The sequence below is a fragment of the Myxococcus sp. RHSTA-1-4 genome (assembly GCF_020037125.1).
Taxonomy (GTDB): Bacteria; Myxococcota; Myxococcia; order Myxococcales; family Myxococcaceae; genus Myxococcus.
In genome coordinates this window covers 150,891-162,390 of record NZ_JAIQDG010000005.1, presented here as the reverse complement: position 1 = coordinate 162,390, position 11,500 = coordinate 150,891, and the positions used below count along the sequence as shown (strand labels likewise).

General features: G+C 70.8%; 10 protein-coding genes. 7 read left to right on the top strand and 3 right to left on the bottom strand.

Annotated features, from left to right (window positions below; genetic code table 11):
* Positions 1-28: 28 nt before the first annotated feature.
* Positions 29-1,162, top strand: coding sequence for a mannosyltransferase family protein (locus K8638_RS09905; RefSeq protein ID WP_223754207.1), 1,134 nt, complete (start codon positions 29-31; stop codon positions 1,160-1,162).
* A complete protein-coding gene (locus tag K8638_RS09900) occupies positions 1,159-1,827 on the top strand; it encodes a bifunctional 2-polyprenyl-6-hydroxyphenol methylase/3-demethylubiquinol 3-O-methyltransferase UbiG (RefSeq protein WP_223754206.1) in 669 nt (222 codons plus the stop codon). The genes K8638_RS09905 and K8638_RS09900 overlap by 4 nt, the downstream gene beginning before the upstream one ends.
* Here K8638_RS09900 and K8638_RS09895 read toward each other — a convergent pair.
* Both K8638_RS09895 and K8638_RS09890 read right to left on the bottom strand, forming a co-directional pair.
* Complete coding sequence (locus tag K8638_RS09895) at positions 1,800-2,648, bottom strand: ChbG/HpnK family deacetylase (RefSeq protein ID WP_223754205.1); 849 nt, start codon at positions 2,646-2,648, stop codon at positions 1,800-1,802. The two genes, K8638_RS09900 and K8638_RS09895, sit on opposite strands and share 28 nt — an antisense overlap.
* Before the next feature lie 8 nt (positions 2,649-2,656).
* Positions 2,657-3,448, bottom strand: a complete 792-nt coding sequence (locus K8638_RS09890; protein ID WP_223754204.1) for a glycosyltransferase family 2 protein — start codon at positions 3,446-3,448, stop codon at positions 2,657-2,659.
* A 134-nt stretch (positions 3,449-3,582) separates the two neighbouring features.
* Here K8638_RS09890 and K8638_RS09885 point away from each other — a divergent pair, with 134 nt between their 5' ends.
* From K8638_RS09885 to K8638_RS09865, 5 genes are all read left to right on the top strand, one after another.
* Positions 3,583-4,530 carry a diguanylate cyclase gene (locus K8638_RS09885; protein WP_223754203.1) on the top strand — a complete coding sequence of 316 codons (948 nt, stop codon included), beginning with the start codon at positions 3,583-3,585 and terminating at the stop codon, positions 4,528-4,530.
* Positions 4,531-4,697: 167 nt separating this feature from the next.
* Positions 4,698-6,278, top strand: coding sequence for an ATP-binding protein (locus K8638_RS09880; RefSeq protein ID WP_223754202.1), 1,581 nt, complete (start codon positions 4,698-4,700; stop codon positions 6,276-6,278).
* Complete coding sequence (locus K8638_RS09875) at positions 6,275-7,732, top strand: sigma-54 dependent transcriptional regulator (protein WP_223754201.1); 1,458 nt, start codon at positions 6,275-6,277, stop codon at positions 7,730-7,732. The genes K8638_RS09880 and K8638_RS09875 overlap by 4 nt, the downstream gene beginning before the upstream one ends.
* A 225-nt stretch (positions 7,733-7,957) precedes the next feature.
* Complete coding sequence (locus K8638_RS09870) at positions 7,958-8,803, top strand: NAD(+)/NADH kinase (RefSeq protein WP_223754200.1); 846 nt, start codon at positions 7,958-7,960, stop codon at positions 8,801-8,803.
* Positions 8,804-8,813: 10 nt separating this feature from the next.
* Positions 8,814-9,578: a YdcF family protein gene (locus K8638_RS09865; protein WP_223754199.1), complete on the top strand. Its 765-nt coding sequence runs from the start codon at positions 8,814-8,816 to the stop codon at positions 9,576-9,578.
* Between the two features lie 141 nt (positions 9,579-9,719).
* Here the strand turns inward: K8638_RS09865 and K8638_RS09860 are convergent, their stop codons facing one another.
* Positions 9,720-11,333 carry a bifunctional UDP-sugar hydrolase/5'-nucleotidase gene (locus K8638_RS09860; RefSeq protein WP_223754198.1) on the bottom strand — a complete coding sequence of 538 codons (1,614 nt, stop codon included), beginning with the start codon at positions 11,331-11,333 and terminating at the stop codon, positions 9,720-9,722.
* Positions 11,334-11,500 lie beyond the last annotated feature (167 nt).

Genomic DNA, 11,500 nt, shown 5'->3' with positions numbered 1-11,500 from the left:
GGCGTTCTGGACCAAGCCTGCCGGCCGAATGGCCCGCTCCGCGTCCCGCAGCATCGCCCTCGTCACCCTGGTCGCCGTCGTCCTGTGCAGCGCCGCCGCCGCGGCCGGGGCCTGGCGCTTCTTCCACAAGAATCCGCAGAACCCCGTCGTCCGGCTGGACGAGTACGTCACCATGGGTTGGGTGGCGTGGGACTCGAGCTGGTACATGCGGATTGCCCAGGAGGGCTACCAGTTCACCCCCGGGCAGCAGAGCTCGGTGGCCTTCTTCCCGCTCTACCCGATGCTCATTCGCGCGGTGGAGACGCTCGGGCCCAATGTGTACCAGGCCGGTGTCCTCATCACCCTGCTGTGCGGCCCGCTGGCGCTGGTGATGTTCTCACGGTGGGCCCGCCGCCTCACCGATGACGACACCGCGCTGAAGGCCGGGCTGCTGATGGCCTGCTACCCGTTCACCTTCTACTTCTACGGCGCCATGTACTCGGACGCGCTGTTCGTCCTGCTGGTGGTGTCCGCCTTCCTGCTGCTGGAGCGCGGGCTGCTGGTGCCGGCGGTGCTGGTGGCGGCGGTGGCCACGGCGGCGCGGCCCGTGGCCCCCGCGGTGGTGCTGGGCCTGCTGGCGCGCCGGCTGGAGTGGAAGCACGCGCGGGGCGAGAAGTGGACCGCGGTGGACTTCCTGCCCGTGCTCGCGGGGCTGGGCTTCGGTTGCTACATGCTCTTCCTCTGGCACAAGTTCGGGGACCCCTTCGCCTTCGTGAAGGTGCAGGGCGCCGCGGGCTGGGACCAGAACCCCGGCTGGCACACGTGGCTGAAGGTGAGCTGGTTCGAGCGCGTCATCCTCTCGCCCACGGACAAGCGCGAGGCGTTCCGCCTGGCCGCGCATGCCTTCTTCACGCTGCTGGCCCTGGCGCTGGTGTGGCCCACCCGGAAGCTGCTGGGGTGGGGCTACGCCCTCTACGTGCTGGCGATTGTCGGCCTGCCCGCGTGGTCCACGAAGGACTTCATGGGCATGGGGCGCTATCTCCTGTCCGCCTTCCCCGTCTTCCTCACCGCCGCGATGCTCCTGCGGCAGCGGCCCCGGGTGCTCCGGGCGTCGCTGGCCGTGGGCGCCGTCTCCGTGCTCGTCCTCTCCTGGGCCTTCGGCGCGGACTACTACATCTCATGAGCGCGCTCATTCAGCAGGCACTGGCGCTGTACTCCGACCTTCCTCCCACCGAGCGCTTCCACGTGCACGCGCGGGCCTTCTCCGCGCCGCTGATGGACGTGGCCGTGCGGACGCCCGGCGGCACGGTGGCGGACATCGGCTGCGGGCACGGGCTGCTTTCCGCGGTGCTGGCGCTGGCCGACCCGAAGCGCACGGTGCGTGGCGTGGACCCGGACCCGCGCAAGGTGGCCTGGGCGCGGAGCGCGCTCGCGAGGCTGCCCAACGTCCGGCTCGCGGAGGGCACCGTGGAGGAGACGCTCGCCACGGAGGCCCCGGGCTCCTTCGACGCGGCGGTGGTGTGCGACGTGCTCTACCTGCTGCCCGAGGAGAAGTGGCCCGCCTTCCTGCGTACCGTGCATGGCTTGCTCAAGCCCGGCGGGCGCTTCCTGCTGAAGGAGGTGGAGGGCGACGGCTCCTGGAAGCACCGCAAGGCGCTGGCGCAGGAGTGGGTGATGGTGTCGCTGCTCGGGCGTACGAAGGCCAGCGGGGGCATGGCGCTCAAGCCGCGCGGGGAGATGCTGCGGCTCCTGGCGGACGCGGGCTTCAACGTGGAGGAAGTGGTGGAGCTGGGCCGCGGCTACACCACGCCCCATGTGCTCTACGTCGCGGAGGCGAGGCTGCCGTAGGTGTGCAGCTCGATGCCGCGCTCGCGCAGCCGCGCCTTCACCCTCGGGCTCGTGAGCGCGTCCAGCTCCGCCTGCCAGCCATAGGTCCACGCCGGGTCCTCGGGCACATGCGGCGTGCCTTCACCCGGGTGACACCCCAGCTCGAAGTCCCCCGCCGGCAGCGCGTCCAGCGCATCCATCAGCGCGGCCTCGTCCAGCCGGCCCGCTTCGAATACGCCGCCCGCGCTCACCCGGCGCACGCCCGGCGCGCTCCACGGCGGCACGCGTGCCAGCACCGACAGCACCGCCGCCTTCACCGCCGGCCCGGGGGCCCGCAGCCACTTCATCGTCGGCAACGCATCCGGCCACCGCAGCGGCAGCCGCTCGCGCGCGGCCAGCGCCTCCACCACCGGACGCACGCCCGGTAGCAGGTGCAGGTGCTGGTGCCCGTCCAGGTGGTCCACCTCCACGCCCAGCTCCCGCGCCCGCTTCAGCTGTGAGGCCAGCTCCACCTCCACCTCCTCGCGCCGCACGGCCCCGGACAGCCACGCCTTCGCGAACTCCGCCCAGTTGCCCCGCAGCCGTCCACCCGGCGCCACCGAGGGCACCGCGTGCACGGGCGCGGCCGGGGGCAGCCGCGTGGACAGCGCGAGGTGCAGCCCCACCGCCAGCCCCTGGGCGCGCGCGCGCGCGGCGGCCTCGGGGGCCGTGGGGCCCATGGCCAGCAGGGTGGCGCTGGTGACGATGCCTTCGCGGTGCGCCCGGAGGATGCCCGCGTCCAGGGCGGGGTGCAGCCCCAGGTCGTCCGCGTTCACCACCAGGCGCGTGAGGGAGCGCGCCACGCCAGTCCTCATCCCCGCGCCGCGCGCCCCGGGGGCGCCGCGTGGAGCTGCTGCACCGACGGAGGCAGCCGCACCGGCTGCACCGGCGACGGCGGCGAGCGCGTCTCCGGGTACAGCCGCACCAGCTCCTTCACCATCTTCACGATGACGGAGGGCGACGCCAGCGTGGAGATGCCGCGCGTGCGGGGGAAGTAGTCCACGCCCATCTGGAACACGCGGAAGCCCTTGCGGATGGCCTTCACCACCAGCTCGGCGTCGATGAACGAGCCCTGGCTGTGCAGCTCCATGGCCTCCAGCACCCGGCGGTGCATCACCTTGAAGCTGAAGTTGACGTCCTTTATCTGGATGTCGAACAGCGCGCGGATGAGCAGGTTGTAGACGAACGAGTAGACGATGCGCTTGGGGCCCTCGCTGGTGCGGTCGAACCGGAAGGCGCAGATCATGTCCGCCTCCAGGTACTCCATCAGGTGCAGGGCCCGCTCCAGCTCGCGCATGTCCCAGGGAAGGTCCACGTCCGAGTAGACGACGATGTCCTTCGTCGACGCCGCCAGGCCCGTGCGCATGGCTCCGCCCAGCTTGAGGTTGACGGGGTGGTGGATGACCCGGAGCTGCGGCACCTTTTGCGCCAGCGCCTCGCAGATTTCGCGCGTCCGGTCCGTGGACGCGTCGTTGACGATGATGATTTCGAAGTCGTCGGTCAGCCTGGGCAGGACCTCGAGCGCCCGGCTCACCGCGCGCTCGACGTAGTCCTCCTCGTTCCAGGCGGGGAAGAAGAGGCTGATACTCGGGTACTTACCCACGGGCGACCTCGGCGGCGTAACGTGCAGGAGTGGACGGGCCTCGGTAGCAAAGCTCCCAGCAGCAATCAACGACGGGGGGTCGCACCCCGGATTACCGGTGTGATACCGTATAGGCAACATTTTGCGGGGACACTGTGAACGTCAGGCCCTACACCCTGCTGGTCGTGGATGATTCGCAACTGACGCTGCCGAGGTTGGCCCGTGCGCTGGGGCCGGAGGACTTCGCCCTCCGAGTCACTTCCCATGGGGCGGAGGTACCCCGGCTGGCCCGGGAGGTCGCCCTGGTGGTGCTCTGCCCGGGTGAGGAGGCTTCCGGAACCCTGGCGCTGCTCGACCGGCTGCTTTCCAGCGACAACCCGCCCGGCCCCCCGGTGCTCGTCCTGGCTCCCCCGGAGCCACGGGAGACCTGGCTGGAGGCCCTGCGTCGCGGCGCTGAGGTTGTTTTTGACCCATGGGACGCGGACGAGCTGGCCGCGCGGGTGCGCCGCTGCCTCGCCCTCCAGGCCCGGATGGAGGCGCTGGCCACCCAGGTGGGAGAGCTGCAGCGGCTGTCCTCGACGGACGGGCTCACCGGCGTCCACAACCACCGCCACTTCCAGGAGCGGCTGCGCGACGAGTTCCGCCGCGCCCAGCGCTACGACGACGCGCTGTCCCTCATCCTCCTGGACCTGGACCACTTCAAGAGTGTGAATGACCAGCACGGCCACGCGGCCGGGGACGGGGTGCTGCGCGAGGTGGCGGGCGCGCTCCAGCGCGGCGTGCGCGAGACGGACCTGGTGGCCCGCTACGGGGGAGAGGAGTTCGCGGTGCTGCTGCCGCGCACCCACCTCACCGGCGCCCTCACCGTCGCGGAGCGGGTGCGCCGCGAGCTGCGCGCCCTGCGCGTGGGCCCGGACGGCTGCCTGCGTGTGACGGCCTCCCTCGGGGTGTCCAGCTTCCCCCACCGCTCCGTCCTCACCCCCGAGCAGCTCCTGCTCACCGCCGACGAGGCCCTCTACCGGGCCAAGCACGAGGGGAGAGACCGCATCTGCCTGCACTCCCAGATGCCGCCCTTCCCGCCCCCTCCCTCCCAGGGCGGCTGACCCGGGTCAATCACCCTGGGTTCATGTTGACCCATTTGGTGGGGGAGGGTCTATTCTGACTCACGACTTCTTGGCGCACGAGAGCGTTAACTCCCGTGATTCCAGGAGTTTGGCTCGCAACGGCCATTGGCAGGGCCATTGCAATTGTCGTGAGGCAGAAAGAATCCATGGGTCCCCAAGCCGCACAGCTCCAGTCGCAGGACACCGCCCCCCGTGGGCGGCTGCTGTTGGTGGATGACGAGGAGAACATCCTCAAGTCCATCCGCCGGGTACTGCGGCGGGGGGATTGGGACATCGAGACGGCGACGGACGCGGAGCAGGGGCTGCGGACGCTGGAGCGGTTCCACCCCGAGGTCGTCATCTCCGACTTCCGGATGCCGGGGATGAACGGGGTGGAGTTCCTCACCCACGTGAAGCAGCAGGAGCCGCGCGCCCAGCGCATCATGCTGACGGGCCAGGCGGACCAGCAGGCGATTGAGGAGGCCATCAACCGCTCCGAAATCTTCCGCTTCATCTCCAAGCCCTGGAACGACAGCCACCTGGTGCTGACGGTGAAGAGCGCCTTCGAGCAGTACGCGCTCCAGACGGAGAACGAGCGGCTGTACCGGGTGACGCAGGAGCAGAACGCGGAGCTCAAGCTGCTCAACGCGGACCTGGAGGAGCGCGTCGCGCAGCGCACGCGGATGCTCAGCCAGGCCAAGCGCGAGTGGGAGCTGTCCTTCGACTGCATGGAGACGCCGCTGTGCGTGGTGCGCGCGCGGGACTTCGCCGTGCGCCGCGCCAACCTCGCGTATGCGCGCGTGGCCGGCCGCTCCATCGAGGAGATTCCGTCCGACACGGCCTGCTTCCGCTACCTCTTCGGCCGCAACGAGCCGTGCACGGGCTGCCCGCTGCCGGCGGCGGTGGAGAGCGGCAAGGGCGCGCGGGGCGAGGTGCAGCAGGCCGGGCGCACCTACGTCGTGGCCGCCTACCCCATGGCGGGGGACGACCGGGTGGTGTGCACCTACCGGGACGTCACCGAGGAGCAGTCGATTACGCGCCGCCTCATCGAGACGGAGAAGATGGCGGCGGTGGGCCAGCTCGCCGGGGGCGTGGCGCACGAAATCAACAACCCGCTGGGCGGCATCCTCGCCTTCGCGCAGCTCATGTCGCGCGACGCGGGCCGCAGCGCCTCCGATTTGGAGTCGCTCAAGCTGATTGAAGAGAGCGCGCTGCGCTGCAAGCGGATTGTGGAGAGCCTGCTGAAGTTCAGCCGGCACAGCCGCGTGGAGGACCGGCGGCTCTTCGACTTGTCGAAGTGCGTGGAGGACGCTGCGGTGCTGTTCCGCGCGCAGCTCAAGGCGACGCCGAAGGTGGAGCTGTCGCTGGGGCTGACGGACGGGCTGCCCAAGGTGTACGGCGACCCGGGCCAGCTCGCGCAGGTGGTGCTCAACCTCCTGCAGAACGGCCTCCAGGCGCTGCCGAAGCCGGAGGGGCGGTTGTCGCTGGTGACGGGGCGCGAGGGGGACCGCTGCTACTTCGCCGTGGCCGACACCGGCACGGGAATCGAGGAGCGCCACCTGCCGCGCATCTTCGAGCCCTCGTTCACGACCAAGGCCCCCGGTGAGGGCACCGGCCTGGGCCTGTCCATCGCCTACCGCATCGTCCAGGACCACGGGGGCAGCTTCCACGTGGACACCCAGGTCGGCCAAGGCTCCCGCTTCACCGTCTTCCTGCCCATTCCCCTGCAGCTCGAGAGGTTGCCGTGAATCAAGTCAAGCGCGCCAAAGTCCTCGTCGTGGATGATGACTCCGTCGTCCTCAAGGCCGTGACGCAGATTCTCCAGCGCGAGGGCCACCCCGTGGTGGCCATTGACGACGCGGTGGAGGGCCTGACGGCGGCGAAGGACCCGACCATCGACGTGGTCGTCCTCGACATCAAGATGCCCAACCTGTCCGGCATGGACCTCTTGCGCGGCATCAAGGCCGAGCGCCCGGACGTGGAGGTCATCATGATGACGGCCTTCGCCACCGTGGAGACGGCGGTGGAGGCGGTGAAGGCGGGCGCGTACGACTACCTCACCAAGCCCTTCGAGAACATCGACGAGGTGAGCCTCACGGTGGCCAAGGCGGCCGAGCGCAAGGCGCTCAAGGACCGCACCCGCGCGCTGGAGGAGGCGCTCACCGCGCGCAGCCAGTTCGAGGACCTCATCGGCCAGTCCACGCAGATGCGCTCCGTCTTCAAGCTGGTGGAGACGGTGAGCCACTCCACGGCCACGGTGCTCATCCAGGGTGAGAGCGGCACGGGCAAGGAGCTGGTGGCGCGCGCCATCCACTACCGCAGCTCGCGCAAGGACAAGCCCTTCGTCGCCGTCAACTGCTCGGCGCTGACGGAGACGCTGCTGGAGAGCGAGCTGTTCGGCCACGTGAAGGGCAGCTTCACCGGCGCCACCGGCAACAAGAAGGGCCTCTTCGAGGCGGCCGACGGCGGCACCATCTTCCTGGACGAGATTGGCGACGTGCCCCCCGCCACCCAGGTGCGCCTCTTGCGCGTGCTGCAGGAGGGCGAGGTCAAGCGCGTGGGCGCCAATGACCCGGTGAAGGTGGACGTGCGCGTCATCGCCGCCACCCACGTGGACCTGTCCCGCGCGAAGGAGCAGGGCAAGTTCCGCGAGGACCTCTTCTACCGCCTCAACGTCATCACCATCGACCTGCCGCCGCTGCGCGACCGCCCCGAGGACGTGCCGCTCCTGGCGCACCACTTCCTCAAGCTGTACGCGGCCAAGGCGGACAAGAAGGTGACGGGAATTTCGCCGCGCGCCATGGAGGCCCTCACCTGCAACCGGTGGACGGGCAACGTGCGCGAGCTGGAGAACGTCATCGAGCGCGCGGTGGTGCTGACGTCCAACGACATCATCGACGTGGAGGACCTGCCCCCGGGCTTCCAGGCGGCGCCGCAGGCCGACTCGACGGTGGAGGTGTTCAGCCTGGCGCACCTGCCGTACGCCCAGGCCAAGCGCCTGGCGATGCGCGCCTTCGAGCGGCGCTACCTCTCCGCGCTGCTGGAGAAGAACAACCAGAACGTGTCCAGCGCGGCGCGCGCCGCGGGCGTGGACCGCTCCAACTTCCGTCGCCTGCTCAAGCAGTACGAGGTGGCCGGCCGCTCCATGAAGCCGCGCCAGGCCAAGGTGGACGAGGGCGACGCCATGGAGGCGGCGTCCTGAAGTAGCCCCAGGGAGGGCTTTGAGCCCTCCTCGCCCGGCTCGCGGGGGTTTTGCTCCGCGAGCTGGCGTTGAATGGCCTCGTGGCGCTCCGCCAGCTCCGCCTCCTCCCCGTTCCGGGAGGGGGTGTAGAAGCGGCGGGCGCGCGGGGAACTGTGTCGGCGGGAGGGCACCCCGGCATTTCGGGGGAGCGCCCGGAGGGCCGCCTGGACTAGAACGCGGGTTCGCGTGCAGACCCTGGCAATCGTCGCGAAGAAGGACAAGCCCGAGGCGGCGGCCCTCGCGGCGCAGCTTCGGGAGCGCTACCCGCACCTGACGGTGCTGGGGGACCGCTCGCTGGCGCATGTGCTCGGCTGGCCGCGGGTGGAGGACCGGGAGCTGGCGTCCCGGGCGGACCTGGTGGTGGTGCTGGGCGGTGACGGCACCCTCATCTACGCGGCCCGGATGTTGGGGGGACGCGGGGTGCCCATCCTCGGCGTCAACCTGGGCAGCCTCGGCTTCATGACCGAGATTCCCGTGGAGGAGCTCTTCAGCACCCTGGAGTCGGTGCTGGCGGGGCGCTTCCAGATGGACTCGCGGATGAAGCTCACCTGCCGGCTCGTCCGAGGGGGACGCACGCTCGTCGAGGACGAAATCCTCAACGACGTGGTCATCAACAAGGGCGCGCTGGCGCGCATCGCCGACCACGAGACGTCCATCGACGGGGTGCCGATTACGACCTACAAGGCGGACGGCGTCATCCTCGCCACGCCCACGGGCTCCACGGCGTACTCGCTGTCGGCGGGCGGGCCCATCGTCCACCCATCGGTGGACTGCACGGTGCTGTCGCCCATCTGCTCGCACGCGCTCACCCAGCGCTCCATCGTCGTGCCGGCGGACCGGGTGATTCGCATCACGCTGCGCAGCGAGACGGCGGATACGTACCTCACGCTGGACGGGCAGACGGGCCACGGGCTCCAGGGCGGGGACTGCATCGAGGTGGTGCGCTCGCCCAACCGCGTCAACCTGGTGCGCAACCCGAGGGTGGCCTACTTCTCCATCCTCCGGCAGAAGCTCCACTGGGGCGAGCGCTAGACGGGGCGCCGTGTTCCTCTTCCTGTCGAAGGTGCTCGACATCTTCCTGTCGCCGTTGTCCTGGGCGCTGCTGTTCCTGGTGGCCGGGATGGTGGTGCGGAGGCGGGCGCGGGTGCTGAGCGCGCTGGGCCTGTTGGTGCTCTACGTGTTCTCCACGGACGCGGTGGCGACGGCGCTGATGCGCGCGGTGGAGGCGGGCGCGGTGTCCACCTTCCGGCCGGACGTGACGTATGACGCCGTCATCGTGCTGGGCGGAGGGTTGGACCCGGCCGCCACCGAGCGCTCCGGCCGGCCCGAGTACAACGCCGCGCCCGAGCGGGTGCTGCGCGGCTTCGAGCTGCTGAAGGAGGGGAGGGCGCAACGGGTGCTCATCTCCGGCGGCTCGCTGGACCCGAGGCCCGAGGCGGTGGTGGAGGCGGACGTGCTGTCCCGGCAGCTCCAGGCGTGGGGGATTCCGGCGGAGCGCATCTTCACCGAGGGGCGCAGCCGCAACACGCGGGAGAACGCGCTGGAGTCCGAGCGCATCGTCCGCGAGCAGGGGTGGAAGACGCTGCTGCTGGTGACGAGCGCCGCGCACATGCCGCGCGCCGCCGGGTGCTACGCGGCGGTGGGCCTGCGGGCGGACACGCTGCCGGTGGACGTGCGTGCCTCGTCCACGCCGCTGCGGCGGATGAGCTGGCTTCCGCGCGCGGGCAACCTCAGCCAGAGCACGGACGTGCTGCGCGAGCTGGCGGGGCGCGTGGTGTACCGGTGGCGCGGGTGGACGGCGCCGTGAGTGCCACTGGAGCAGCGCCGACGGATGAGGCGCGTCATGGTGCGGTGTGCGGGACTCCCGGCACGGCCGGCGCGCTCCTTGCGTGGTGCCGGCGGATGACGCGCTTCCTCGCAGCGCTGTGGCCGGGCCCGTGCCGAGGCGCTACTTGAGCGGCGCCGGAGGCCGGCGCGCGTCCTTCGCCAGCGAGCCGGGGCCGAGGCGTGCAATGCGCCCCTCCGCCTTCGGGCGTGGTGCGGGCTTGCCGGAGCGCAACGCCTCCGCCAGCACGTCCAGCGGCGTGCGCCCGTCCGCCAGCGCGGGCGTGGAGGGCAGGCCCTTCAGCATCTCGTAGCCGTCCTTGCCGCTGGCGAGGAAGCTCAGTGTGGCCAGCCGGTACGTGGCCTCCGCGTCCAGCGGCTTGCCGCCCACCTTCACGTCCACCACGCGGTCTCCCGCGGGCCGGGCCGGGTCGTAGGTGAAGCGCATTCCGGACACCTGCGGGAAGCGGCCCGGCTTCGCGTCCTCCCGGGCCAGGCTGACGCCGTTCTCCAGCGCCGCCCGCAGCGTGGCCCCCTTCACCTCCACCACCACCAGTGCGTCCTCGTACGGGAGGATGGCGTGCAAATCGCGCCGGGTCATCGCCCCCGCCGGCATCACCATGTCCGCGCGCAGCGCGCCCCCGTTGACCAGCGCCACGTCCGCGCCCGCCGCCGCGCGGAAGGCATCCGCCACGAAGGAGCCCAGGTTCGTCTCCCGCGTGCGCACCTCCCCGGCGCGCGCCTCCAGCGACACCGGCGTGCGGCCCACGCGCTCGGAGAGCCGGGCGAACAGCGCGTCGTAGGCCTTCATGGCCTCGTTGAACTCCTTGTCCTCCGGCACCTTGCGTGTGACGGGCAGCCGCTTCCACGTGGCCTTGCGCAGCGCGCCCGTCGCCGCGTCCACGTCCAGCGTGAGCCGGCCCAGTTCCACCGCGTCCGCCGCCACCTTGAAGATGGGCGTCCCCGTGGAGCGGTCCTCCGCGCCCACGTGGTCATGTCCACCCAGCAGCGCCTCCACCTTCACGCACTTCGCGAGCGCGCGGTCCTGCTCCAGCGGCAGGTGCGTCAGCCCCACCACCACCGTCGCCCCCGCCTCGCGCAGCTTCGCCACCGCGCGCTTCGACGCCTCGCAGAAGTCCGTGAACCGGGTGTCCGGCCCCGCCTTGGTCGACGTCTTCGTCTCCTCCAGCACCACGCCGAAGAAGCCCAGCTTCACGCCGCCCACCTCGCGCACGTCGTACGCCTTCACGCCCGCGAAGAGGCCGCCCGCCTTCGAGTCCTCCACGTTGGCGCCCAGCCACGTGAAGCGCGACTCGCGGATGCGCTCGCGCAGCACCTCGTCGCCGAAGTCGAACTCGTGGTTGCCCAGCACCGCGTAGTCCAGGCCGAGCGCGTTCCACGCGTCCACCATCTGCCGGCCCTTGAGCGCCTTGCCGTCCACGTTCAGCAGCGATTCCACCGAGGGTGACAGCGTGTCGCCCCCCAGCACCGTCACCACGTTCGGCGACTCCTTCAGCGCCTGCCGGCGCAGGGTGGCCACCCGGGCGAGCCCACCCCGACGGCCCTCCTCCACGGGCTGCACCTGGTACACGTCCGCCAGGTGCAACAGCGTCACCCGCACCGGAGCGGCGGGCGCGGAGGGCTGAGCCCCCGAGGCGGAGCCCGCGGCCAGCACGACGGCCAACGCGAGCGGCAGGAGCAGGGCCCCGCGTCGGGCCGGCGCTGTCGTCGTCTTCATCTCGGCTCTCTCTCCGGGAGGCGCTTGCGTGGCGCCCCGCAATCTCACTGCGGGAGTAGCGCAGTCGGGAGTCGAACGCGAGCACCCGCGCCTTCACTTTTCGTGCGGGCATGCTGCAACGCGGTGGCGATTCGATGAGGGTTGATGCGGTGCGGCATATTGGAAAG